Origin of the sequence: Ammoniphilus sp. YIM 78166 (assembly GCF_004522215.1) — a bacterium.
Classification (GTDB): Bacteria; Bacillota; Bacilli; order Aneurinibacillales; family RAOX-1; genus YIM-78166.
Map to the genome: position 1 here is coordinate 912,961 of NZ_SDLR01000002.1, position 26,239 is coordinate 939,199.

Consider the following 26,239-nt stretch of genomic DNA (forward strand, 5'->3'; position numbering starts at 1 on the left):
GAGAGGGGGACATGAGTCTCTCTCTTTTTGCTTATCCTTCCCTCAAATAAATCCACTTACTTCCTCAATCTAGTCGGTGTAAAAACATAGCTGAAGATTATATAATATAACCATTAATCTAGTACTAGCACAACGTTGCGCCGAGGAGGAATAACCATGCAAATGACAGCGTTGATGGCGGGATTTTATAGAATCTCTGAGTGGATCATGAGATTCGCTTATCTGAACCTCTTATGGATCGGCTTTTCGTTGTTTGGTTTGATTGCTTTTGGATTTTTCCCAGCAACCGCTGCGATGTATGCCGTTAACCGCAAATGGGTCATGGGAGAATGGGATATTCCGGTCTTTAAAACCTTTTATACAGCATACAAAACGGAATTTGTTAAAAGCAATCTTCTCGGTCTGATTCTTGTTTTGATGGGTTGTATTTTCTACGCCGATTACCTATTTTTTATGCAAACTCCTAATCGTTTCGAGAAATTACTATCCATTCTATTTTTAGCGCTATTCTTAATCTATAGCTTACTGCTTTTCTATGTCTTTCCCGTGTTTGCTCATTTTAATATCACAATTTACCAAGTGATTAAAAGGTCGCTGCTTCTGATGTTTTTGAATCCGCTGTCTTCTATTACAATGATTATTGGAAGTATTGTAGTGTACTTGACGGCAGTAACGTTTCCCGCACTCCTTCCTATCTTTGGAGCAAGTATATTGTCCTACATCTTCACTTGGTCTGCTCACTATAATTTCGAAAAAAATCAGCGAAAGAAAGAAGCATTCAACAAGGTAGACTGAGTTGAACATGCTGCTGGGTTGTCACTCCAAGTGGTAATCGACAGAAAGACGGTGACACGATGCGGTTTATCCAATCTAGTATCAGAAATAAATTAATTTTGCTGTTATTGGTAACTGTAGTATTGCCGGGTGTAACAGCGAACATCATCACGTACTTCTATACTAAGGCTTCTCTTAAAGATCAAGCAATCGACGTAAACCTGAAATTGATTTCCGAGGGTAAAGAAAACTTATCCAATTACTTACAAACGATCCACCACTATATGTTTGCGTTGTCTACCAATGATACACTGGAAGGAATCTTGAGTCGCGGATGGACCGACTACCAAAGCGAATCTTATATCATGAGTGCAATGCAGATCGTCTCTCGAGCTGAAGGTGGAGTTCGTCAAGTCTTTTTAAGTGTAGATAAGACGAACAGATCATATTTATTGTACCAAGATTCGTTTACCAAGGGTTCTACTAATTATCAACCGATTTTGGACGGCTTGATTAAACCATATGGAGCTGCTGTAGAGTCAACCCATAGGAGTCACGAGTATGGCATGAAACCACCTGACCTTCCAAAAAGTGAATGGGTATTTACTATTCATCGTCCCATTTACGCTGTGCCTTCCACCAATCAAATCGGTATGATTTCTGTCGATATAAAGCTTGATGTAATAAAAAAATTAGTTACTAGACTTTTTGACAGCGAAAAGGAGGAATTTTATATCCTTGACAATAAAGGTGCGGTCATCTATTCCTCTGACGAGTCCAAGATCGGGGATACCTTGAATGAACCCTGGGTTGATAAGATCGTAGGATCTCTAGGCAGTGTTGATCTCCGCACACCGGAGTTTTCCGGTATTGCGATTTATTCAAAAGTGGAACTGCCAATGCTGGAATGGACGATATTGAAAAGAGTTCCCAATACATCTTTATATAAAAGCGCACGTGACCTGATTTTAATTAACTTGGCAATAGGCGTATTATTTCTTGGGATGGCTATCATTGCTATCGTAATTGTCTCCTATCGATTCACCAAGCCTATTAAGGAGTTAATACGGTGGAGCAGTGCTATTCAGTCAGGTAATTTGGAAGAAACGATGAATATCAATAGAACGGATGAAATAGGAAGTTTGGCGCGAAGATTCAAAGATATGATTCAAACAATCAATGAATTGATATTAAGAGAGTATAAGCTGAATTTGGCGAATAAAACCAATCAACTAAAAATCCTACAGGCACAAATTAACCCGCATTTTATCTATAATTCACTGCAATCTATTGGTGCATTGGCATTGGAATACAATACGCCTAAAATATATATGTTGCTGATGTCCATGGGGCAAATGATGCACTACAGTATGAATGCTAAAGAGACTAATGTAATGTTGTCCAAAGAAATAGAGTATGTAAATTATTATTTAACACTGCAGAAGCAAAGGTTTGAAGAGGAGCTTCTAGTTGATCTTAATATCACTGAAGATACTAAACACATTCAAGTTCCGAAAATGATTTTACAACCTATCGTTGAAAATTATTTTAAGCATGGAAAGCATAACTCCAGTCGAATCGGTCATATCAAGATTCAAACGTTCTCGGAAAAAGAGTTTCTGACCATCATAGTAGAGGATAATGGTATCGGTATTCCTGAAGAGAGGTTACTTCAAATTCGCAATGAGTTTTCCCGCTCCAAGAACCATGCGTTTGATCATGAAGGAAGTATAGGTCTAAGTAATGTATTGAACAGGCTGCGATTGTATCATGGGGAGGGAGCCAATCTGGAATTAATTAATAGGAAAGATGGAGGCTTGAGGGTCATCCTTAAAATCCCATTAATCAACGAAAATCGGGCAGAACAATAAGTGGAATCACTTTTTGTTCTGCCCTTGTTCATTTGTTCATTATATAGAGGATTTTAGTGATATATGATCTCGATATTCTTTCGGTGATAGACCGGTTGTCCTTTTAAAAACCCGACTAAAGTATTTTTCATCCTCATAACCTATGTTTTTACCCACCTCAGCAATTTTTAAATGGGGATTCATTAACAATACTTTGGCCTTCTCAATGCGGATCTGGCTAACATAATTGACAATCGTAGTTCCAAACTCTTGCCTAAATCTGCGTGAGATATGTTCACGGTTTAAATGGAAGTGATTAGAGATATCGGTTAGTGTTACTTCTCGATAATTATTTTTTATATATTTGGAAATTTCTTGCATAACATTACCGCTTTGGGCTCGATATTCTAGTAAGATTTTTGAGAATTCCTGTAAATCTTTCGTTAATTGCAACTGTAAATGGGGGAGTGAGAAATTTTTACTCGCATCGTAAGGGAATCTGAGAGAAGGTTTCTCCTGTGCCAGATGCATCATATGCTCTTTTTGTACGAATTCTTCAAGCCATGTACATTTAGTTATGTGATAATCATCTAACCACGATTTGTATTGGAGAAATGTAATTTGCTTTAATTGTGATAAATAATTGATCCAGCGCTGTGTGGCCATGTGAATGTTCTCTTTATTGCCGCTGCGCACGGCTAGTCGCAGTTCTTCCTTAAACTCTCCGAATCTCAATGTACTCATTTGATGGGCCTGTCCATCAAAAACATGGACTCTAGAGAATGTGGGGTGCAATAGATTGCAATGCTTCGCAGCAGAGAGGGCTTGCTGGTAAGTCAGACTCAACCCTGTTGGAAAGGTAGTGATGGAACCAAGGCCAATTTCTGATTGATTTTGATATTTATTCCAAAATTCAATCGTAACCTTGTCCAATATAACGGAAGTACTTTCTAAATCGTCCCAGAAAATAATGACAATCTCATTGCTTTGGTGGAGATTCCGGAATGCATACCCTTTTTTCTGGCTCCATAGGTATTCATTGCACAGCTCAATAAAGTGTTTTGAAAGGCTGTCCTTTTCATCCATCAAATCGTTATGCGTGACAGCCACTTGACAATAGCAGGGATGGAATAGATCCAAAAGCTCACGGTAAAGATGGGGACTTGATTCCATTTCAGGCTTAATTAATAAATTGGAGAAGAACTTATCAAGATAGGCAGGCTTAAGTTCATTAATGACTGATACTAATTCTTTTTGCTTCATTTTACTCTCTTGAGATTCGATTCGCTTCACTATGGCTTTCTTTGCTGCATCCATTAGATGCTGGGGATTAATGGGTTTGAGCAAGTAATCTACTGCCCCATGTTTTAGGGTTTGCCGGACGAAATCAAAATCGTCGAACCCACTGATAACGATGATATTTGCGTCAACCTGATGTGTTTTCATCCAGTCCATGAGTTCCAAACCATCTTTTAAAGGCATCATGATATCCGTAATGATGATATCTGGCTGTACTGTTTCCATTAGTTCAATGGCTTCCATACCATTCTGACATTCCCAAATTGTTTGAATGCCTAAGGAAGTCCAGTCAACTAATAGACGAATCGATTTGCGTACTGGATTCTCATCATCGATTATCAATAGTTTCATAATATTCTCCCAGCATGTAAATTTATTGTTAAGAAAATTGTATCAGATCTAATCAGCCAAAACTATACACTTTTTTATCTTATCAAAAATATCCACCAATTCTGTCAGTATCATGAGTGTGTGCACAGAGGCTAATTTTCTATAATTATCTTAAGATTCACTCACAATTAAGACTATAAGAAAGGAGCAAATCGAGTGCGCCAACGAAGGATTTCTGATTGGATTCAACAAAATGTTTTTGTTGGACCGGCAGTGCTGCTGTTTAGTTTAGTCCTCATTGTACCATTTATCCTGGGACTTTATTACTCAATGACAGACTGGAATGGGGTGTCGCCCCATGTCAGATGGGTAGGGATGGATAATTATAAACGGATATTAATTGAGGACTCCGACTTTGCCAAATCGTTTTGGTTTACGACAAAGATCACTGTAACAAAAGTGATTATCACTAATTTACTTGGATTTACTCTTGCTTATCTGCTTGTGCAAAAATTAAGGACACGCAATATCCTGCGCTCAGTATTCTTTATGCCCAATGTGTTAGGTGGACTCTTGCTAGGTTTCATTTGGCAGTTTATATTCGTCAGAGGCTTCACCACGCTTGGCTCATACTCCGACTTTTTCTTGTTCAAACTCACTTGGCTTGGCACAGAGGCTACAGCATTCTGGGCGCTTGTTATTGTAAGTGTGTGGCAGGGAACGGGATACGTGATGGTAATCTACATTGCGGGGTTAGCGAATGTCCCTCAAGAATTGAAAGAAGCCGCGTATGTGGATGGAGCTAAAAGTTGGCAAGTTCTGCGCCATGTGATCCTTCCGATGATCATGCCAGCCGTAACGGTTTGCTTGTTTTGGTCGATCAACACGACGTATAAAATGTATGATCTGAATTTTTCACTAACAGGCGGAGGTCCGTATCGATCGACGGAATCGGTTGCGATGAATATTTTTACTGAGGCGTTTACTAACAATAGATTTGGAGCCGGAACAGCCAAGGCGGTTATCTTTTTTGTGGTAGTAGCCCTTATTACAGCCATCCAAGTGTATTTAACGAAAAGAAAGGAGGTTCAGGTGTAATGAAAGGAAGCAGCACGAATTACAGCAACACAGGTGTAAATCTTGCGCAACAGGTGGAGACAACAATAATTAAAAAGAAAGGCTTTGCTTTTAAAAAGTTGCACGCAGTGGAGGCAGTGGTCATTAGTATAGCCTTACTCTTTTTAGTTCCTTTCTATTTTGTCATCGTAAATTCTTTCAAATCGATGAACGAACTCTTGGTAGATACTGCAAGTTTACCAGAAATATGGAGGTTCGAAAATTATGAACGTGCTTGGACTGTGTTGAATTTAGTGAATTCTATTGCGAACTCTCTTATTATTACCATTATAACCACGTCTGCTATTACTATCATTTCTGCAGCATGTGCTTATCGCATGGTCAGGCATCCCAGCCCTTTTAATAATATCATGTTTGCCATATTTGTAGCAGCGATGGTAATACCGATACAAACGATCATGATTCCGCTAATAAAGGTATTAAATTGGATGGGAATCATTAATAGCATGCCGGGTTTGGTAGTTAGCTATATAGGCTTAGGAGTCGCATTCTCGACTTTTTTATTCCATGGGTTCGTTAAATCCATTCCATTGGAAATTGAAGAATCGGCTATCATGGATGGCTGTAATCCATACCGTTTATTTTGGACCATTGTCTTCCCGTTGCTAAAACCGATGACGGTTACCGTGGTTCTGCTGAATGCCTTGCATTTCTGGAATGAATTTTTGCTTGCTCACTTAATCCTGCTCAAGCCGGAGCTGCGTACCATTCAACTAGCTATGAATTCGCTTTTCGGAGAATATACCAAACAGTGGGACTTGGCTCTGGCAGCTCTTGTTATGGCGATAACACCAGCCATCGTATTTTTCTTTTCCCTTCAGCGATATATCCTTGAAGGGGTAACCGCCGGAGCGGTAAAAGGCTAGTAATCTATAAAAAAATTATTAAACTCAAATAAGTCCACCTCATTAGTCATGATCGTTGGTGTAAAGATAATTTTGAATTATATAAAATCAAGATACAAACGATAACTCAAGGGGGAAAGTGACATGACAAGAAAAAGTATAGTGGCATTAGTTTTAGTATTGATGTTGGCAATGGTAGGCTGTTCTCAAAGCAGTCCGCAAAGTAGTAATAGTAGCGAAACCCCTACCAGTGGGAGTTCGAACAACTCGAGTAGGGACAATGTTACACTAAAGATTTTCAACTCAAAGACAGAAATCGTTGAACAATTAAGTAAGCTGAAAAAAGATTACGAGAACGAGCATCCGGGCGTAACCCTGCAAATTGATACGGTGGATGGAACGCATTATCAATCAAATCTCAAGGGACGCTTTGCTGGGAATGAGATGCCCGATATCTTTCTAAATCAAGGCCATCAAGAAATGGAAACTTGGATTGATCATATGGAAGACTTGTCCGATCAGCCATGGGTAAAAGACGTTGTGGATATCGCGAGAGATCCGATAACCAAAGATGGGAACTTATATGGTATGCCTATGACGATAGAAGGCTATGGGTTTATCTATAATATTGAACTATTTGAGAAGGCAGGAATAAAAGAAACTCCTAAGACACTTTCCGAACTAAAGGCTGTCATTCAACAGCTTGAGGACGCTGGGATTAAGCCGTTTGCTTCATCTTATCTGGCTTGGGCCATTCCGGGAAGATTTGGCGTTAATATTCCTTTCGCGATGCAGCCGGATCCCGTTCAGTTTATAAACGGGTTAAATCAAGGAAATGCTCAGATACCAGGCAATAAGCTGTTTGAAGAATGGATGAATTTGGTTGATCTAGAATTGCAGCACTCCGGTACAAACCCCATGACAACGGACTACAATACACAAGTTACGGTCTTCGCTAATGGCGGAGCTGCCATGATTCATAATGGCAGTTGGATTCAACCGACGCTTACTAAACTGAACAGTAATATGAAGGTCGGAATTTTGCCGATGCCCATCAATAATGATCCCCAGTTAAATGATAAGATTTTTGTCGGTGTGCCGTACTTCTGGGTTGTTAATAAAAATTCTAACGTAAAACAGGAAGCCAAGGAATTCTTGAACTGGCTTGTTACCTCGGAGACAGGAAAGCGATACGTCACGGAAGAGCTAAAGTTTGTTCCGGCTTTTAAAAATGTTGAAGGTAATCCAGAGGCCATTGGCGATTTAGGAACTGCTGTGCAAACCTATGCGAACGAAGGTAAGACCTATGGTTGGCATTGGCCTCAGTATCCAATCGGAACCCCGCAAGAATTTGGGGCAATCATGCAAAAATACAGCGCTGGGGGATTGAAGCGAGAACAGTTATTGAATGAATTGAATGAAGGCTGGCGTAAATATAAACAATAATTTGTCACTAACAAAAATAGGCGGAGGTGATCAAGGTTGGACCTTCAGAGGGTGTTTGTGAAGATCAACCTTGAAACCGTAGCCTTAACAATATTGGAGGACATTCATATGAGGAAGTTGAAAGTAGGCGTGATTGGATGTGGAAATATCAGCTCTATCTATTTTCAAGCCGGGCAAAAATTTGAGATTTTTGATATCGTGGCTTGTGCGGACCTGGATCTGGAGCGAGCAAAAGCGTGCGCAGAACAGTTTAATATTCCTAAAGCGTACACAACAGAAGAACTCTTAGGGGATGAAGAAATACAACTTGTAATCAATTTGACGATTCCGAACTCGCATGCGGACATCCATTTACGTGCTCTAGAGGCTGGAAAGCATACCTATGGGGAGAAACCGCTGGCCGTGGAGCTTGAAGACGGGCGTCGAATCCTCTCGTTAGCGAAAGAGAAAGGACTCTTGGTCGGATCCGCTCCGGATACTTTCTTAGGCGGCGGGATTCAAACCTGCCGAAAGCTGATCGATGACGGATGGATTGGCGAGCCCATTGCAGCGACCGCTTTTATGATGTATCACGGCCCAGAAAAATTTCATCCGAATCCTGATTTCTTGTATCAAAGAGGGGCCGGACCAATGTTTGATATGGGCCCCTATTATCTCACCGCCTTGGTGAACTTAATGGGTCCCGTACGTCGCGTCACGGGTGCAGCTCGAATGACGTTTGAAGAGCGGATGGTACGCACGGAGCATCAATACGGCAGGAAGTTTCCGGTTGAAACCCCGACTCACATCACAGGGATATTAGAATTTGAGAATGGGGCCATCGGCACGATGATCACCAGCTTTGATGTTTGGGGTACATGCGTTCCGCATATTGAAATTCATGGAACAACGGGATCCTTAATTGTACCCGATCCGAATCATTTCGGCGGTTCGGTCTATATCAAGAGACAGGAATTTACCGATTTCGTTGAAGTTCCTTTAACACACGGATTTACGGAAAACAGTCGAGGGCTTGGCGTCATGGATATGGCTCATGCGATCCTTCATGGGGGAGCGCATCGAGCAAACGGAGAATTAGCCTATCATGTGCTGGAAATCATGCACGGATTCCATATAGCCTCTGATGAGGGTAGGCATTACGTGGTAGAGAGCTCCTGCCATAAGCCAGAGCCTTTGCCAATGAATATTCCCAAAAATGGATTATCTGGGTGAACTCGGTCCAACGTATATAGAAGCCATCCGCCGACTAGGATTTGTTGAAATTATTGGATTAGCCAAGAGGCGACTGAGAAACAAGCTGTACAGCTCGGCATCCCCATAGCGTATGGCGATTATCGGGACATGCTGCGAGATAGGGAAATCAGGTCGTACACAACTGTACGCCGAATCATGTCCATTTTGATATAAATAAGGAGATTATTTTATCGGGTAAAAATTAAATGAGAGGAGAGGTTCATATGAGTTTATCCATCGGTTTACAAGTGTTCTCTATTAGAAAGGAATTAGCAAAAGATTTTTGGGGGACACTCGAAAAAGTTGCTGAGATTGGTTACAAGAATATCGAATTTGCCAATCATTCCGCTGGTACTGACTTTGGCGTAGGATTCAATATTGATGCGGATACCTTGAAGCAAGGGATGGAGAGGCTAGGCCTGAAAACCATATCCGCGCATATCCATCCTATGAGTGTAGACATCATGGATCAAGTGATTGACTATCATCAGGCTATAGGCAATAACTCGCTAGTATGCGGCATCGGTTTTTGGAAAAATAAAGCGGAGGTTCTAGCTTTCAGTAAGGAGCTTAATATCATTGGGGAAAAATGCCGCAAGAGAGGAATGGACTTCTATTATCACAATCATTTTATGGAATTCCAAAAATTCGAAGGACAAACCGTCATGGACATCATCCTGGAAAATACGGAGAAAGAATTTGTTAAGATTGAGCTAGATACCTATTGGGCAATCCGGGGGGGAATCGATCCAATCCCATACTTGAGAAAGTTAGGCGATCGATGCGACCTTATCCATCAAAAAGATTTAACCCTAGAGGCTAAACCTGCCAACATATTCGAAACCATTGGGGAGGAATGTGAAATCAACAGCGAGAAATTTCGCGAATTTTCCAAGGTGGAATATTTTACAGAAGTCGGAGAAGGAACAATCGACATTCGATCGATTATTAAGGAAGCAAGGGATATTGGGGCTGCAAGATATATCATTCTAGAGCAAGACCATTCGAATCGAAATGAACTCGAGAGTATTGCTATAAGCTATCGAAACTTAGAAAGGCTCCTGATTGAAAATGAAATCCTGAAGAATCCTCGGTAGGCAGGCGTTTCTGTCCTTACTGATATTTAAAATCGTGGATATACTGTCATTGAGGTAGAGGACAAGGCTTTCGAAGACTTCCTACAATTAATAAAGGATTCGATTCGAATGAGCAGAAATTATTTGAGTCAATATTTTGTCTAAGCACTTGGAAAACTTGCTTAACGGTACGAAGGAAATTGATGGCAGGAGATGTATTGCGATGTTTCCAATCGTATGTCCCCATTATATATAAGCCTACAGTAAAAAATGAAAGGTTAGTGCCCTACTTTTGTGAAATTTCTGTAGAGGCTAAGGGTTGCCTTTGTAAAATAAGAAATGCCTCGGTAATCACGGGTCAATGCCTAATAACCATCAAGGAGGCTTGTTCCTAGAAACGGCGTTTTTAAATCTCTTCCCGAATGCTATAATGATGAAAAAAAGAAGGGGAGAGCCAATTGGAATTTTGGATGGCCCATGATTACATTTGGAAACTAGGTCTAGCCATGAGTTTGGGCTTACTAATTGGTGTGGACCGTCAGTTAAAGAAAAAGCCAGTGGGTATTAAGACGTGTATGATCATCAGTGTTGCAAGTTGTTTAATTACCATCGTGTCGATTGAATCGGTTCGACAATTCGGCACGCCTGACCATCCGAATATGGATCCGATGCGGTTAGCCGCCCAAGTGGTCAGCGGAGTGGGTTTTTTGGGAGCCGGCGTGATTCTTCGCCGAAACCATGACGTGATCTCAGGATTAACGACGGCATCCATGGTATGGGCCGCATCTGGACTGGGGATTGCTGTAGGGGCTGGTTTTATTTTTCAAGCGTTCGTTGGAGTTGGATATATCATTTTAGCGATTAATTTTTTTCCTACTTTGCTCAAGTGGATAGGACCTCGAAGTATTCGACAGCGCGATCTCATAGTGAAGCTTGTAGTCGATCCTTCGGAGGATCTTGACGCTATTTTTAAAGAGATTAAGCATAAAGGAATGCAAGTGAAGCACGTTAAAGTTCGAGACACGGGGTCTCATCAATCAGAAATTGAAATGTTAGTCCTTGCTTCTGATGATATCTATACCACGCACATTTATCGTATGTTTAAAAGCATTCATGGCGTGATCAAAGTAGAACTAGAGAGTCGAACTTAAATAACGAGCGAAAAGAGGTGCCCTTTTAGCACCTCTTTTTCCCGTTATGGTGTAAATATCACCAGAATTTACATAGATGGTATCTACTATATAATAGATATTTTATTCTATTAACATTAGTGATACACTATAATGTAGATAGATTAATTGAGAAACCAGAGAAGGTGTGCTACTGCCCTGCCTTACAGTGACGCCTAAGCAGGAACATCACATCCTTTCTGCAAAACTTAGATATAAAGGACGGTCAAAATGGATAGGAGAGAAACTACAACTGACGTTATCTTAATTGGTGCGGGTATTATGAGTGCGACTTTGGGGTCACTTCTGAAAGAACTAGTACCGGACTGGAAAATCACAGTATATGAAAAACTCGCAACAGCAGGAGAAGAGAGCTCGAACGAATGGAATAATGCGGGAACGGGTCATGCTTCCCTTTGCGAGCTGAACTACACTACGGAAAGACCAGACGGATCAGTAGATATTAGCAAGGCTATTAAAGTGAATGAAGAATTTCAGGTCTCCAAGCAGTTTTGGTCTTATCTTGTCGACAGTAAACTAATCCGTAATCCACAAGAATTTATTGAGGCCGTGCCTCATATGAGTTTTGTAAATGGGGAAAAGAATGTAACGTTTCTAAAGAAGCGCTTCGAAGCGATGTCGAAGAATCCTCTGTTTCAAGGGATGGAATTTTCCGATAACCCGAAGAAATTGATGGAATGGATTCCGCTCATGATGAAAGACCGGAAATCGGACGAGCCTATCGCTGCAACAAAAATAGACTCTGGAACGGATGTTAACTTTGGTGCGCTCACCCGTATGTTGTTTGACCACCTACAGAGTAAGAATGTCGAAGTGAATTACAAGCATAGCGTTGATGATATTAAACGTACGGAAGACGGTACGTGGGAAGTAAAAGTAAGAGGCCTCGAGAGTGGTCTCATTGAACATGTTACGGCAAAGTTCGTTTTCATTGGAGCTGGGGGAGGAAGCTTGTATCTGTTGCAAAAATCCGGTATCCCTGAAGGAAAGCATATTGGAGGATTTCCGGTAAGCGGACTATTCATGGTCTGCAAAAATCCGGAAATTGTAGCACAGCATCACGCGAAAGTATACGGAAAAGCTAAGGTGGGTGCTCCTCCGATGTCTGTTCCGCATCTTGACACCCGATTTATCGACAATCAAAAGTCCTTGCTCTTTGGACCATTTGCCGGCTTCTCACCCAAGTTTCTAAAAACCGGTTCGATGTTTGACTTGGTAAATTCCGTGAATACGGATAATCTTGTAACGATGTTAGCGGCAGGGGCCAAGAACATGTCCTTGACTAAGTACCTGATCGAGCAAGTCATGTTATCAAAAGAACAGCGCATGGAAGAGTTACGGGAGTTTATTCCCAATGCCAAGAGCGAGGATTGGGATCTAGTGGTAGCGGGCCAACGTGTGCAAGTAATTAAAGATACGGCCGCCGGCAAAGGAACGCTTCAATTTGGAACGGAAGTGATTAGTGCCGCTGATGGCTCGATCGCAGCACTGCTTGGGGCTTCTCCAGGTGCTTCTACTGCCGTTTCTGTTATGCTTGAGGTTATTGAAAAGTGCTTCCCGCAGCATATCAAAGAGTGGGAACCGAAAATCAAAGAAATGGTACCTTCTTATGGCGTATCACTCATGAAAAACCCAGAGCTAGTTAAAAAAATCCACGCGTCCACATCGCGGACGCTAGGTCTGAGTGAAGACTTGCCGTTACAGAAAGCAGGAAAAACCGAATCCGAAGTTAATGAGTTGCTTCCTGTTTAGGTTTCGGAGTTTAATACAGAATAGAGTTTTGGAGCAGTCATCAGACTGCTCCATTTATGTTTTCCCATGCGATATATAAAATGTTTGCAAAGTCTGTCTTTTAGGAGTAAGATATCTTCCATAAGTGAATCTAAATCGCTGAGTTCCGAATTGGAAGCGGGGGACCCAAATTTTGATTGGTGAGAACACGAATCAGAGGGGTGAATCTTGTGGGGAAGATTCTTACACAAGTAGGGCGACTCTCACGCCCGAATCCGACAGCTAACCTCGTAAGCGTATAAGGAGAGGTGGATAATCGTGCCGAAGCATGGTTTTTTTAATGATGCGTAAGGAGCCACGAAGAGTTACTCTCTTTAGTGGCTTTTTGTTAATCTCCAGGAAAGAGCAGTACATTATGTAAGTATAGAGGGTATTCCATTATGTTCTCATTAAAAAAATTGAATCTTATTGAGCTTCATCCTGCTAGATTGCTTATCCTTGGATTTGGCATCCTGATTTTCATCGGGACTTTCCTTCTTATGCTTCCGATTTCCACTCAGCAAGGTCATCAGTTGGGTTTTATTGATGCTTTGTTTGAGGCCACATCAGCCGTTTGTGTAACCGGATTGGTCGTTGTGGATACAGGCACGACCTTCACGCTTTTTGGGCAAATCGTTCTGTTGGCGTTAATACAAATTGGTGGATTGGGTTTTATGACGGCTGGAGTATTTATGTTTATCGTTCTGGGAAAGAAGATTGGTTTAAAAGAAAGAGTGGTTCTACAAAGCACTTTAAATCAGTTTTCGATCCAAGGCGTAGTAAAGCTCGTGTTGCTTATCATTTCTTTAACGGTGTTTATGGAGTCCGTTGGTGCTTTGCTTCTAGCTATTCGTTGGTCGTTTGAGATGCCTTGGAGTACTGCAATATATTATGGGATCTTTCATTCGATATCTGCTTTTAATAATGCTGGATTCGGTCTGGAGCCTGATAGCTTGAGTAAATGGGTGGGAGACCCTACGATTAATATTGTCATTACCCTGTTATTTATGGCTGGCGGGATAGGATTCACGGTTATTTTAGATTTATGGAATAAGAGATCGTTGCGAAAACTTTCCCTGCATTCTAAAATCGCCTTGCTTGTTTCCTTCGTTCTCAATGTCATCGCGACTGTCGTTATCTTTGCAACAGAGTTCAGTAATCCACAAACCATTGGGAATATGACTCTTGCAGATAAGTGGTGGGCTTCCTACTTCCAAGGTGTAGTCCCCCGCACAGCCGGTTTTAACACGATTGATATTGGTGCGATGATGGTTCCGTCCCAAGTTTTTATTATGTTTTTGATGTTTATCGGTGCTTCGTCAGCTTCAACAGGTGGAGGGATTAAGGTAACGACATTCGCTCTTATGCTTTTGGCCTTATGGTCTGTGCTCACGGCTAAAGATAATGTCAGCATCTTTAAGCGAAGGGTCCCGTGGGAATTGGTGAACAAAGCTTTTTCCATCGCAGTAACGGCCAGTATGTTTATCAGTGCCATCTTCTTTTTGCTTTCATATACGGAACAAGCTGATATTCAGCTTATATTATTCGAGACTTTATCTGCATTCGGTACGGTCGGCTTATCAGCTGGGTTGACAGGAGACTTATCACCTGCTGGTAGGGTGCTCATCACCATTCTGATGTTTATTGGTAGAATTGGTCCACTAACTATGGCATTTGCTCTTATGAAATTTAGCGAAAAAAGCCGAGTAAAGTATGTGGAAGAGAAAATCCTGATTGGATAGAAAAAGGCTGTCTCATGTCGATCCAAGCGACTACTAGAGACAGCCTTTTCTTATTGGTGTGTAAATTTGGGTGTTTTATGGATTTAATGGGGATACTTTATTTAGATGTAGGAATCTGGTTTGGAGGCTAACATGCAACAGATGACTCAACATAACATTAGCTTAACATCAACAGAGATTGCTTCGCTATGGACCAATTATATGCAGGACAGTATGGCACAGTGGATACTTTCTTATTTTTTGAAGCATGTTGAGGACTCTGAAATTCAGTCCGTACTTGACTATGCTCTACGTTTATCAAAGAAACATCTCAAAGGCATTTCAGATATCCTTCAACATGAAAACTTTCCGCTTCCGCAAGGCTTCACAGAAAAGGATGTTAATCTAGAAGCTCCCCGATTATTTTCGGACACGTTTTATCTTGTTTATTTGCATAATATGGGGAGAATTGGATTGACGGCCTACAGTGTAGCTCTCCCTACCGTTGCACGCTCGGACGTTCGAGACCACTTCACGGAGTGTTTAGCATCATCGAGTGAACTCTATAACAAAACTGCTAAAGTCATGTTGGACAAAGGTTTATATCCCCGATCTCCCTATATTCCGGTACCGGAACAGATTGATTTTGTAAAGAAGCAAGGTTTTCTAACGGGATGGTTTGGAGATCGAAGACCACTAAGTGTTGTTGAGATTTCTCACATTTTTGTTAATATACAAACCAATGCAGTGGGCAGAGCCTTGTTTACAGCGTTTAGCCAAACCGCGCAATCTACTCCAATCCGTAAGCATATGGAAAGAGGGGGACAACTTGCTTCCAAGTATATCGAGGTTTTGGGTTCCTTATTATCGGAAGAGAATCTTCCTTCGCCCATGACTTGGGATGATCAAGTGTTGAATTCAACGACTCCACCATTCTCCGACAAGCTCATGATGTTTCATACAAGTATTATGTGTACTTCAGAAATCGGGAATTATGGTGCTGCAATAGGCGGTAGTTTGCGAAGGGATTTGATTTCTCACTATACGAGATTTTTAGGTGAAATTGGGTTGTTTGCAGAAGATACAGTCAACATCTTGATTGAACATGAGTGGCTGGAACAGATCCCACTGGCTGCTGATAGGCATAAATTGGCATTGAAGTGAGCCTTGGTTCAATAGGAAGAAGGCAAGGGAGGAATCCCTTGCCTTCTTAAGCAGTTTCGCTATACTTCTTAAAATTGTCTAGAATGGCCTGCCAGCCTGCTCTTTGCATCTCAGTAGAATTAGTGGGTTCCGCTTCAAAAGCTTCAATAACGGTAGTGGCGTTTTCTTGATTGATAAAAGTGACCGTAGCCTTTCTTCCATCTTCAAGAGTATAAGAAATAAATTCATGGGTTCTCACTTCATCATAAACTCCATTAAAATCAAATCCAAAGCTTCCATCCTTAGCTTCCATTCGCGTAAGGAACCTTCCACCAACCCTTAGATCATTTTCGGCATTTGGCGCATGCCACTCTGTAGTAGCAAAATACCAATTGGTAATATGTTGCGGTTCTGTCCAATATTCCCACACTTTATTAACGGGTGTGTGAACGGTGGTTTCTACTGTTATCGTTTCTTTAGTCTCCATCATTATCGCCTCACTTCAAGATATATGGTTAATTATACCATTAAAATAGTAGATAGAATAGTTCTACTTTTATGAAGATGAACACCTAAGAACCGCCTAACATATAGTACAGTAAATTGTCTAGGAGTGATGACATGTGAGATATTCCCGCCAGTATCCATACTATCCTTATCCTTTTGGCTATTACGCGCCCCCGCCTTATCATCCGCTATATCATCGTCCATTGTATTACCACCCGTGGACTACTCCCTTTCAGCCCTTCGTTCCTCTTACACAACCTCCAGTCGTGATTCCTCATGTTCCGATCCCCCATGTGACGATCCCCCATATAGGCATTCCCAATATTCGTAACAGATAAGTCTAAGAACTTCCTACTCCGATAGGAGTTTTTTTATGCTGTGGGTGATTTTTTCACAACTCATTGACAAAATTCAGTTCCTTCGATATCATTACAAATGATAATCATTATTACTTTTATTCGAAGGGAATTACTCTATCATGATTAAGTCAAAAAGGAAGACATTATTACTTTCTGTCATGAGTATTTTCATGTCTGTAGCTCTTGTCGGATGCGCGGAGAAAGAAGTGGCAACGACGGCTAAAGAAGAAACAACGCAAGCCGTACAAACCGAGAAGTCTATCACGGTTTCTTGGCCAAGAGATATTGGGACCATGAATCCTCATGTTTATAACCCTTCACAATTGTTTGCTCAATCTATGATTTATGAACCCTTGATTAGCTACAAGGAAGGTGGCGAGTTAGCGCCTCACTTGGCTGAATCATGGTCCATATCGGAGGACGGTAAAGAATATACCTTCAAGATCCGTCCTAATGTTAAATTTTCGGACGGGACCCCTTTTAACGCAGCTATCGTGAAAAAGAACTTCGACGCCGTGATGTTAAATTCCAAATCGCATAGCTGGCTCGGTGTAATCAATGCCTTGGAAAAGACCGAGGTTGTGGATGAACTGACTTTCAAAATGACGTTAAAGGAACCTTATTATCCAGCATTGCAGGACTTATCGTTGGTTCGTCCGGTTCGATTCCTAGGTGAGGCAGGATTCCCAGATGATGGCGACACTTCGAAGGGCGTAAAAGAATCCGTGGGTACCGGACCTTGGATACTAGCCGATTATAAGAAAGATGAATACGCCGTGTTTACTCGCAACCCGAATTACTGGGGCGAAAGCCCAAAGATCGAAAAAGTAACTGTAAAGATTATTCCGGACCCAGAAACGCGCGTGATGGCCTTTGAAAAAGGGGAATTGGATTTGATCTATGGGGAAGGCGTTATCAGTATGGATTCTTTTAGTCAATTGAAAGAATCCGGAAAATACGTAACGGCTCTGTCCCAGCCTGTGGGAACCCGAAGCTTGCTGTTAAATTCAACAAACGAAAAGCTAGCTGATTCTCGTGTGCGTCTAGCCCTGCATCACGGATTTAACAAACAGGCCATGGTGGAAGGAATTACACTAGGTTTGGAGGAGAAAGCGGATAACATCTTATCCAAAAACTTCCCCTATACCAATATTAACGTAGAGCCGATCGATTACAATGTGGAAAAAGCAACGGCTTATCTTGAAGAGGCTGGTTGGAAGCAGCCTGCTGGAAAAACCGTAAGGGAAAAGGATGGCCAAGCCCTTGAGTTGGAATTAATCTACGATAAGACGGACCCGATTCAAAAAGCGATGGCGGAAACCATGCAAGCGGAATGGGCGGCTATTGGTGTCAAGCTGAACATTACGGGTCTAGAATTAACGGTTCAAATTAAGCGACGCAAAGCAGGTGAATTCGATCTGGATTTCTGGTACAACTATGGAGCACCATATGATCCACATTCTTTTATCAATGTTGTAGCGGAAAAAGGATGGGGCGTTTCCGAAGCCCATTCTAGCCTGCCCATGAAACAAGATTTGGATCAACAAGTAAGAGCAGCTCTTGCTTCTACCGATGAGGCGCAGCGCCAAGAGCTTTACGGATCGATCCTAAAGACCCTGCAGGAGCAATCCGCTATTGTGCCTATTTCTTATATCAAGAAAACCGTTGTTTACCAAGAGAAAGTGACAGACTTCATCTTCCCAGCGAATCGAGATGAACATCCGTTCCAAGGGATTGATACGAGCAAGTAAAGGGTAGGGAGGCCATCCATGGTTAGCTATATCGCAAAGCGGGTTCTCGCTATCATTCCGATCGTTCTCTTTGCTATTCTCATCATGTTTTTGCTGATTCGGATGTCACCGGTGGATCCTGCAGAAGCGTATTTGGCCGCAGCCCAAATTCATCCCTCAGAAGAGATTCTGGCTGAGAAAAGGAAGGAATTCGGTTTAGATCAGCCTCTGATTGTTCAATATGTGGAGACCGTCATAAAGATTTGCCGACTTGATTTCGGCAAATCTTATCTAACGAATGAGCCCGTCTGGGATGAGGTGACTGGCAAAATGCCTGCGACGATTCAACTGGCCGTTAGCAGTATTTTGCTCGCGATTATCATTAGCATTCCACTCGGTTTTTTGTCAGCCGTATATAAAAACAGCCTGATTGATACGTTCAGCAGGCTTCTCTCTTTTTTCGGAGCTTCCATTCCCCAGTTTTGGCTTGGGTATTTATTGATTTTTTTCTTTTCTGTCAAACTTGATTTGTTTCCGGTAGAAGGAAGGGGTTCTCTACAGCATCTCGTCCTGCCGACGGTTACCCTATCCTTGGCCTTGATCGCGATCTATACCCGACTGTTGCGTGCAAGTGTGCTAGAACAACTTCAGGAGTCTTATGTTTTATACGCGAGAACGCGAGGGATTAAAGAAAGAGTCATCATGGTCAAGCATGTGCTGAAAATTGCCATCTCACCCCTGATTACAAGTCTAGGTATGAATCTGGGTAAATTGCTTACGGGAACGATTATTGTGGAGCAAGTGTTTTCGTGGCCAGGGTTCGGACGCTATTTTGTCGATGCCATTTTTAATCGGGATCTGCCCGTGATCCAATGCTACGTGTTCCTAGCCGCTTGCTTGTTCATTGTGTGCAATTTGATTGTGGATCTTGTGCAATTGTACATGGATCCCCGTATTTCATGGAAAGGAAGGACCGACCATTGATTGCGAGTGTTCGTATCGTCCTCAAGAGTGAGAAGACCGTGGTCGTATGCTCGGTCATTTTATTGATTTTTTTCATGATGGCCATTTTGGCTCCATGGATTGCGCCGAATGATCCCATTCAGGTGAATTTAGCCCTTAAGCTGCGACCTCCTTCATTGGAATATCCGCTGGGCACTGATCATTTGGGCCGCTGTACGTTGTCGCGCATTCTATATGGGGCCCGGGTTTCATTAGGCTTTGCCACCTTGATTTTCATCGCTTCTTTAGGGATCGGACTACTGGTCGGAACGATTGCCGGTTACAAAGGGGGCTGGGTGGATAGTGTCTTAATGCGGTTCTGTGAGGGCGTTATGGCGTTTCCCAATCTCGTGCTCGTCCTTGGGATTGTGGGTTTATTAGGCCCTGGACTGTGGCAGGTGGTTTTGGCGTTAATGCTAGTGCAGTGGGTGTATTACGCTCGAATGTTTCGCAACATGGTTGTGAGTTTGAAGGAGCAGAATTTTATTACGGCAGCTCGAATTAGCGGTTCCTCACCATGGAAAATAATTAGGCGGCATATGATCCCGAATATTCTTCCTCCGATTCTCGTCATGGGAACGTTGGAAATGGGGTGGGCGATTATGGATATTTCTGCTCTGTCGTTCCTTGGGCTTGGCATTCAGCCCCCTACTCCAGAGTGGGGAGCGATGATTCATGAAGGCAAATCGTTTATACGAAGCCATCCGGAACTCATGCTGTACCCGGGGATCATGATTTTCCTGGTGGTCATGACCTTTAACGTGTTGGGCGAAGCTTTATCGGATCGATTTGGCGTAAAACGACGTTACTAAAGAAGGAATGAGACGATTAATGCAGGATCATTATGTATTGCAGGTGCGCGCTTTAAACGTCAAGATAAAGTCGGAGCAGGGAATGCTTCCCTTGGTTCAGGATATTGATTTTGCGATAAAACCCGGCGAGGTGCTGGGTCTTGTGGGAGAAAGCGGCAGCGGTAAAACCATTACCTGTATGTCCCTGCTTCAGCTTCTCGACCGGAAAACTACCAGTGTGGAAGGAAGTATCCGATTGCATGGCCGTGAGATTAACGGGTTGAGAGCGGAGGACATGCGAGCTATTCGGGGGAAGGAAATCGGCTTTATTATGCAGAATCCCATGAATGCCTTTGTACCGGTGCATACGATTGGGGATCAGTTCATTGAAACGATTCGAACCCATTCCGCTCTGACGAAAAAGCAAGCGATGGAGCTGGCGGTAGACTCGATGGATGCGGTGAATCTACCACAGCCCTACGAGCTGATGCGGAAGTATCCTTTTCAAATGAGCGGAGGGATGCTTCAGCGGGTCATGATTGCGATTTCGATGTGCCTGCGCCCATCTGTTGTGATTGCAGATGAACCAACAACGGCCCTGGATGTGACGAATCAGTTGCAAGTGCTGAGGCAGCTGGATCGACTTCGCTCGGAATGCGGGACGTCCATTCTCTTGATTTCTCATGATCTAGGCGTCATATCCGAACTCGCAGATGAAGTGGCTGTCATCTACAAGGGACGGATCGTTGAAAAAGCGGATGTTTTCCAGCTGTTCGATCATCCTCAGCATGAATATACGAAAAAACTGTTGCATGCGAGACCGAAGTTAGTTTGATAAAAGGGGTTGACTCCCATGAGTTTGCTGCAAGTGAAGGAAGTTACTTATAGCTATGGTTCATCTCGTTTTTTTTGGCGCTCGCCCCGTCAAGCCACGATTCTTTCTAATGTGTCCCTTTCCTTAGAAGAAGGGATGTGTATGGGGCTTTTAGGGACTAGTGGTGCAGGCAAGAGTACGTTGGGCCGAGTGATTCTTGGATTGGAAAAGCCACAAAAAGGCTCGGTTCTTTTTCAAGGACAGGACCTCTACCAGATGGACTCACATACCCGTAAGCGGCTTCGTCGGGATCTTCAAGTCGTGTTTCAGGATTGTTACTCCGCGGTCAATCCACGAATGACGGCGGAACAGATTATCGCAGAACCGTTGGAAAATTACGAGAGACTGTCTGCTTCCGAGCTGAAACGAACGATTGCGGAACTGCTGGAACAGGTCGGGCTTCAATCCGTTGATATGAAGAAATATCCTCGCCAATTCAGCGGCGGACAGCTGCAGCGAATCAACATTGCAAGAGCCATCGCGTTAAAGCCGAAGCTTATTGTATTGGATGAATCAGTAAGCAGTCTGGATATGGTGAATCAGACGCATATTTTGAGCTTATTAAGAGAATTAAAAACGGTCTTCGGTCTTTCTTACCTTTTTATCACGCATGACATTAAAGCGGCTTACTCCATTTCTGATGTCTTGGCTGTGATGGAAAAAGGGGAACTGGTCGAACTATGTCTTGATAAGAATCATATTTTTTCTTCTCACCATCCTGCAGTGAAAAATCTGCTTTCTTCCATGCTTTCTGAGCATCCTAGACAGCGCTCTATTTTACGGGATGGGAATTCCTTCAGACAAACGCGAAGAGAGGCAAACTAAAGTTAAACAGGGACAGCTTTTGCTGTTCCTGTTTTCTTTTTGCGCAGCCAAAGTGGAAGATGCTTCAAGGCTTTTTTCCATTTGTATGGCTCCGCTTTTGTGTAAATTCAGCGTTTGAAGGGTGGGTAGTAGTAGTGTTATAGCTTTATTTTTTAAAGAACATTGTGGATGGACAAGAGGGAAGTGAAATGATAAAATAAGAACAAATGTTCCTAATTGAAGAAGGAGGGGTCACTATGTATGCTCTGTCTCGCCTCAGGAAGTTTTTTAATCGATACATGGACAAGGAAACGTGTGAACAGCTTTTAGGTCTTGTTAAGGAACAAAAACAAACGAACCCTCTTCACTGTCCCCACTGCGAAAGCCTCTCTATTGTGCGATATGGCATGTATCGCGACCGTCAACGGTATAAGTGTAAAGATTGCAGCAGAACCTTCAACGACTTTACCAATACGCCATTGCATGGCACTCACTTTCCGGACAAATGGATAAAATTCTTAGAATGCATGATGGAAGGCCGTTCGCTTCAGCATAGTGCGATGATTCTAGGGGTAAGCTATGTAACCCTTTTTTACTGGCGTCATAAAATTATTCATGTCCTTGATAAGCTGGGGAAAGCACCTGTCGATGATGTCAGAGAAAAGTACCCAGAGGACATGAAGTTTATTTGGGTATTTGCCTACCCACCTATAGTTGCTGTTGAATTCTATGAGTCTAGGGATTTTTCCTACTGGATTTCCCCTTTCTTTTGTATTGGCAAAAAGTATCTTTATCGATACGTGGCTTGGTTTAGATTTGTAGATCGAGCAAGAACAGAAAAGAGGCTAGTTGCTATGAAAAATCTATTATTAAAGGTGTGCACCCCTTCTATTAGGCAAACGTACGACAATGTACGGGTAGCCTAATCTTTGTTACTTATCCACAATTCTCTTTAAAAAATAAAGCAAAAAGCACTATAGCCCCCCTCACCCGAAGATTACCCCTAGATTCCGTTCATACCAACGAAGATAAACGAAACAAACAATGGGAAAGCTAAAAATAGGCAAGAGCAGAAATTTTTTAAAAGCCACTTGATACCTTATGGGGGTATAGTATATAATAAACTCATGAACGATATCTAACCGAGGAGGATGAAGCATGAAAGCCGTAACGTTAAACGTAGAAGGTATGTCTTGTGGCCATTGTGTTGCCGCGATTGAAGGATCATTAAAAAAAGAACTAGGGATTAATGCGAAAGTGGATTTGGCTGCGAAAACCGTTTCCGTAGAGTTCGACGAAGCCAATGTCACTGTAGAGAAGATCAAAGATGTTATTGAAGATCAAGGATACGACGTAAACTAGGAAAACAGGAGATTCCGAGCGCCGAAGAGGGGCTTGGTTTTCTCCCTAAGAGTGCAAAAGTAAAGGGCTGTGCTTTTAGGAAGAAAAGGGGTATGGTGTACCTAATGGGGGTATGCTATAGTGTATACAAAAAGGAGTGAAAACATGGAATCCATTGACCCTATCAAAATAGAAAATGACCATTGCTCCTCAACCGGTGAGGAACGAACCAGTCATCATTCCGATAAAGTGAAAACCAATCTTGCCGCTCGGTTGAATCGAATTGAAGGACAGATCCGTGGAGTAAAAGGCATGATTGAACGGGATGTCTATTGTGATGATGTTTTGAATCAAATTGCAGCCATTCAATCCGCTTTGAACAGTGTAGGGAAGCTTCTGTTAGAGGGGCACATGAAGAGCTGCGTGATTGAACAAATTAAAGAAGGAAATCATGAAGTAATTGATGAGCTACTAAAGACAATGAACAAATTAATGAAATAATCATCGTTCCCTTTTGCGAAAGGGAGTTATTTTTACCTTAAAATATACCCTATAGGGGTACGGTTTATAGACGGGAGTGAGAACCATGAGCCAAAAGGAAGCAACCCTAAAAATAGAAGGAATGACTTGTGCCGCATGTGCAATAAGAATCGAAAAAGGATTGAAAAAGCTAGAAGGCGTAGAAGACGCAAACGTAAACTTTGCCCTTGAGAAAACCAACATTAAATACGACTCAGATAAAACCGACGTATCCAAACTGAGGGAGAAAGTCCAATCCTTAGGGTATAACGTGGTAAGCGATAAAGCGGAGTTTGAAGTTACAGGAATGACCTGTGCCGCTTGCGCGAACCGAATTGAAAAGCGTTTAAACAAATTAGAAGGTGTGGAAAAGGCTACCGTAAACTTTGCGCTAGAAACAGCCCTAGTAGAATACAATCCAGACCAAGTCTCGATTCCTGATATGAAAGAAGCAATCAAACGATTAGGATATACCCTTGAACCTAAACAAGAAAAAACAGGGGAAACCGTTGATCATCGTCATCGTGAAATCGAAAAACAACAAGGGAAGTTTCTTTTCTCCCTGATCTTGTCATTCCCGTTGTTGTGGGCCATGGTCAGTCACTTTGAATTTACGTCCTTCATTTGGCTGCCGGATATGTTTATGAATCCTTGGGTCCAATTTGCCCTGGCCACCCCTGTGCAATTTATCGTGGGTAAACCCTTTTATGTGGGGGCCTATAAGGCATTAAGAAATAAAAGTGCCAACATGGATGTACTGGTGGCCTTAGGAACATCGGCTGCTTATTTTTATAGTTTGTATCTGAGTATTGTGTGGATGGGCACAGGCACCCACATGGTAGACCTTTATTATGAAACCAGTGCCATTCTCATTACCTTAATTTTATTAGGTAAACTATTCGAAGCCAAGGCAAAAGGCAGATCATCTGAGGCTATTAAGAAACTAATGGGATTGCAGGCCAAACAGGCGACCGTCGTTCGTGATGGGCAAGAGATGATCGTACCGATGGAAGATGTCTTGAAAGGCGATATCGTGTATGTGAAGCCGGGTGAAAAAATACCAGTTGATGGGGAGATACTCGAAGGCAGGTCAGCGTTAGATGAATCCATGTTAACCGGAGAAAGTATTCCGGTCGATAAAACCATCGGGGATCATGTCATTGGATCCACCATTAATAAAAATGGTTTTCTCAAAATCAAAGCCACCAAAGTAGGGAAAGACACAGCTTTAGCCCAAATCATTAAAGTAGTGGAAGAAGCGCAAGGCTCCAAAGCACCGATCCAGCGTTTAGCTGACGTGATTTCAGGTATTTTCGTACCAATCGTAGTGGGGATTGCGATCGTAACCTTCCTGGTCTGGTACTTTGTAGTAAATCCAGGGGATTTTGCGGGGGCTCTTGAAAAGTTCATCGCCGTCCTCGTGATTGCTTGTCCTTGTGCGCTTGGGCTGGCTACACCGACATCCATTATGGCTGGCTCCGGTCGAGCAGCTGAGTTTGGAATTTTATTTAAGGGCGGAGAGCACCTAGAAACCACTCATTTAATCGATACGATTATTCTTGATAAAACAGGCACCGTTACCAATGGGAAACCGTCCCTAACAGACGTCATGGTAGCAGAAGGCATTGATGAAAAAGAATTTTTGGCGCTGGTGGGTACGGCGGAGAAAAACTCCGAACATCCACTTGCTGAAGCGATCGTGGAAGGAATCAAGGAAAAAGGGCTGGAACTCGGCTCACCTGAGGCCTTTGAAGCTATCCCTGGATTTGGCATCCAATCCACGGTGAATGGAAGAGTATTATACATCGGTACGCGTAGATTGATGGCGAAACATAATATTCATATACAGCTTCAATTATCCCAAATGGAAAACCTAGAGAAACAAGGAAAAACAGCTATGTTAGTTGCCATTGATGGGCACTTTGCGGGGATGGTTGCCGTCGCTGATACCATTAAGGAAACATCAAAAGAAGCCATTTCCCGTCTGCATAGCATGGGCTTAGAGGTCGTCATGATAACAGGGGATAACACCCAAACGGCACAAGCGATTGCAGATCAGGTTGGCATTAAGAAAGTCATCGCAGAAGTTTTACCAGAAGGTAAAGCAGAAGAAGTGAGAAAGCTTCAACAAGCAGGTAAAAAGGTGGCCATGGTCGGAGATGGAATTAACGATGCCCCGGCACTTGCAACCGCCGATATCGGGATGGCGATCGGTACAGGTACGGATGTAGCCATGGAGGCTGCCGACATTACCCTTATCCGAGGGGATTTAAACAGTATTGCTGATGCCATCTACATGAGCAAGAAGACAATTACTAATATTAAGCAAAATCTTTTCTGGGCTTTTGCTTACAACAGTTTGGGTGTGCCCGTGGCAGCAGCAGGGTTCTTGGCTCCTTGGTTAGCCGGTGCGGCCATGGCATTTAGCTCAGTATCCGTTGTTCTCAACGCCCTAAGACTTCAAAGAATAAAGTTAAAGTCCTAATAGAGGAGGTTCA

Annotated in this window: 22 protein-coding genes and 1 riboswitch; of the genes, 20 read left to right on the forward strand and 2 right to left on the reverse strand. The window is 42.5% G+C overall.

Going from position 1 to position 26,239, the window contains the following annotated elements; genetic code table 11:
• Window positions 1–156 precede the first annotated feature (156 nt).
• Both EIZ58_RS10700 and EIZ58_RS10705 read left to right on the forward strand, forming a co-directional pair.
• The gene (locus EIZ58_RS10700) at window positions 157–795 is read left to right on the forward strand and encodes a YesL family protein (protein ID WP_134700683.1); all 639 of its coding nucleotides are present in this window, start codon (window positions 157–159) and stop codon (window positions 793–795) included.
• Window positions 796–893: 98 nt separating this feature from the next.
• The gene (locus EIZ58_RS10705; RefSeq protein WP_167577608.1) at window positions 894–2,645 is read left to right on the forward strand and encodes a cache domain-containing sensor histidine kinase; all 1,752 of its coding nucleotides are present in this window, start codon (window positions 894–896) and stop codon (window positions 2,643–2,645) included.
• A gap of 39 nt (window positions 2,646–2,684) precedes the next feature.
• Here EIZ58_RS10705 and EIZ58_RS10710 read toward each other — a convergent pair whose 3' ends face one another.
• Window positions 2,685–4,274, reverse strand: coding sequence for a response regulator (locus tag EIZ58_RS10710; RefSeq protein WP_134700687.1), 1,590 nt, complete (start codon window positions 4,272–4,274; stop codon window positions 2,685–2,687).
• 195 nt (window positions 4,275–4,469) lie between these two features.
• On the opposite strand from EIZ58_RS10710, the gene EIZ58_RS10715 reads away from it, so the two are divergent.
• The 9 genes from EIZ58_RS10715 (at window position 4,470) to EIZ58_RS10760 (ending at window position 15,835) form a co-directional block, all read left to right on the forward strand.
• Window positions 4,470–5,351, forward strand: coding sequence for a carbohydrate ABC transporter permease (locus EIZ58_RS10715; protein ID WP_134700689.1), 882 nt, complete (start codon window positions 4,470–4,472; stop codon window positions 5,349–5,351).
• Window positions 5,351–6,256: a carbohydrate ABC transporter permease gene (locus EIZ58_RS10720; protein WP_134700691.1), complete on the forward strand. Its 906-nt coding sequence runs from the start codon at window positions 5,351–5,353 to the stop codon at window positions 6,254–6,256. The genes EIZ58_RS10715 and EIZ58_RS10720 overlap by 1 nt, the downstream gene beginning before the upstream one ends.
• A 123-nt stretch (window positions 6,257–6,379) precedes the next feature.
• Entirely contained in the window at window positions 6,380–7,681 is a 1,302-nt protein-coding gene (locus EIZ58_RS10725; RefSeq protein ID WP_134700693.1) for an ABC transporter substrate-binding protein, read from the forward strand.
• Window positions 7,682–7,789: 108 nt separating this feature from the next.
• Window positions 7,790–8,893, forward strand: a complete 1,104-nt coding sequence (locus tag EIZ58_RS10730) for a Gfo/Idh/MocA family protein (RefSeq protein WP_134700695.1) — start codon at window positions 7,790–7,792, stop codon at window positions 8,891–8,893.
• Between the two features lie 245 nt (window positions 8,894–9,138).
• On the forward strand, window positions 9,139–10,011 hold the full coding sequence (locus tag EIZ58_RS10740; protein WP_167577609.1) for a sugar phosphate isomerase/epimerase family protein: 873 nt from the start codon (window positions 9,139–9,141) through the stop codon (window positions 10,009–10,011).
• 449 nt (window positions 10,012–10,460) lie between these two features.
• Window positions 10,461–11,141, forward strand: a complete 681-nt coding sequence (locus EIZ58_RS10745) for an MgtC/SapB family protein (RefSeq protein ID WP_134700971.1) — start codon at window positions 10,461–10,463, stop codon at window positions 11,139–11,141.
• Between the two features lie 249 nt (window positions 11,142–11,390).
• Window positions 11,391–12,932, forward strand: a complete 1,542-nt coding sequence (locus EIZ58_RS10750) for a malate:quinone oxidoreductase (RefSeq protein ID WP_134700705.1) — start codon at window positions 11,391–11,393, stop codon at window positions 12,930–12,932.
• 126 nt (window positions 12,933–13,058) lie between these two features.
• Window positions 13,059–13,224: riboswitch (cyclic di-AMP (ydaO/yuaA leader) on the forward strand.
• Between the two features lie 127 nt (window positions 13,225–13,351).
• A complete protein-coding gene (locus tag EIZ58_RS10755) occupies window positions 13,352–14,692 on the forward strand; it encodes a TrkH family potassium uptake protein (RefSeq protein WP_134700707.1) in 1,341 nt (446 codons plus the stop codon).
• 132 nt (window positions 14,693–14,824) lie between these two features.
• Entirely contained in the window at window positions 14,825–15,835 is a 1,011-nt protein-coding gene (locus EIZ58_RS10760; RefSeq protein WP_240689006.1) for a DUF3231 family protein, read from the forward strand.
• A 46-nt stretch (window positions 15,836–15,881) separates the two neighbouring features.
• Here the strand turns inward: EIZ58_RS10760 and EIZ58_RS10765 are convergent, their stop codons facing one another.
• A complete protein-coding gene (locus tag EIZ58_RS10765; protein WP_134700709.1) occupies window positions 15,882–16,301 on the reverse strand; it encodes an SRPBCC family protein in 420 nt (139 codons plus the stop codon).
• 498 nt (window positions 16,302–16,799) lie between these two features.
• Here EIZ58_RS10765 and nikA point away from each other — a divergent pair, with 498 nt between their 5' ends.
• The 9 genes from nikA to EIZ58_RS10810 all read left to right on the forward strand — a co-directional run bounded on the left by nikA (window position 16,800) and on the right by EIZ58_RS10810 (window position 26,226).
• Complete coding sequence (nikA, locus tag EIZ58_RS10770) at window positions 16,800–18,431, forward strand: nickel ABC transporter substrate-binding protein (protein ID WP_134700711.1); 1,632 nt, start codon at window positions 16,800–16,802, stop codon at window positions 18,429–18,431.
• Between the two features lie 18 nt (window positions 18,432–18,449).
• Window positions 18,450–19,394, forward strand: a complete 945-nt coding sequence (gene nikB, locus EIZ58_RS10775) for a nickel ABC transporter permease subunit NikB (protein ID WP_134700713.1) — start codon at window positions 18,450–18,452, stop codon at window positions 19,392–19,394.
• Entirely contained in the window at window positions 19,370–20,224 is an 855-nt protein-coding gene (gene nikC, locus EIZ58_RS10780; RefSeq protein WP_134700714.1) for a nickel ABC transporter permease subunit NikC, read from the forward strand. The genes nikB and nikC overlap by 25 nt, the downstream gene beginning before the upstream one ends.
• A 7-nt stretch (window positions 20,225–20,231) precedes the next feature.
• Window positions 20,232–21,038 (forward strand): nickel import ATP-binding protein NikD, encoded by an 807-nt coding sequence (gene nikD / locus EIZ58_RS10785; protein WP_240689007.1) that lies wholly within the window; start codon window positions 20,232–20,234, stop codon window positions 21,036–21,038.
• A gap of 18 nt (window positions 21,039–21,056) precedes the next feature.
• On the forward strand, window positions 21,057–21,902 hold the full coding sequence (nikE, locus tag EIZ58_RS10790) for a nickel import ATP-binding protein NikE (protein ID WP_134700717.1): 846 nt from the start codon (window positions 21,057–21,059) through the stop codon (window positions 21,900–21,902).
• 236 nt (window positions 21,903–22,138) lie between these two features.
• A complete protein-coding gene (locus tag EIZ58_RS10795) occupies window positions 22,139–22,807 on the forward strand; it encodes an IS1 family transposase (protein ID WP_134700719.1) in 669 nt (222 codons plus the stop codon).
• Between the two features lie 232 nt (window positions 22,808–23,039).
• On the forward strand, window positions 23,040–23,243 hold the full coding sequence (gene copZ / locus EIZ58_RS10800) for a copper chaperone CopZ (protein ID WP_134700720.1): 204 nt from the start codon (window positions 23,040–23,042) through the stop codon (window positions 23,241–23,243).
• A 144-nt stretch (window positions 23,244–23,387) separates the two neighbouring features.
• Window positions 23,388–23,723 carry a metal-sensitive transcriptional regulator gene (locus EIZ58_RS10805; RefSeq protein ID WP_134700722.1) on the forward strand — a complete coding sequence of 112 codons (336 nt, stop codon included), beginning with the start codon at window positions 23,388–23,390 and terminating at the stop codon, window positions 23,721–23,723.
• An 85-nt stretch (window positions 23,724–23,808) separates the two neighbouring features.
• Entirely contained in the window at window positions 23,809–26,226 is a 2,418-nt protein-coding gene (locus EIZ58_RS10810) for a heavy metal translocating P-type ATPase (RefSeq protein ID WP_134700724.1), read from the forward strand.
• The last annotated feature ends 13 nt before the right edge of the window (window positions 26,227–26,239 follow it).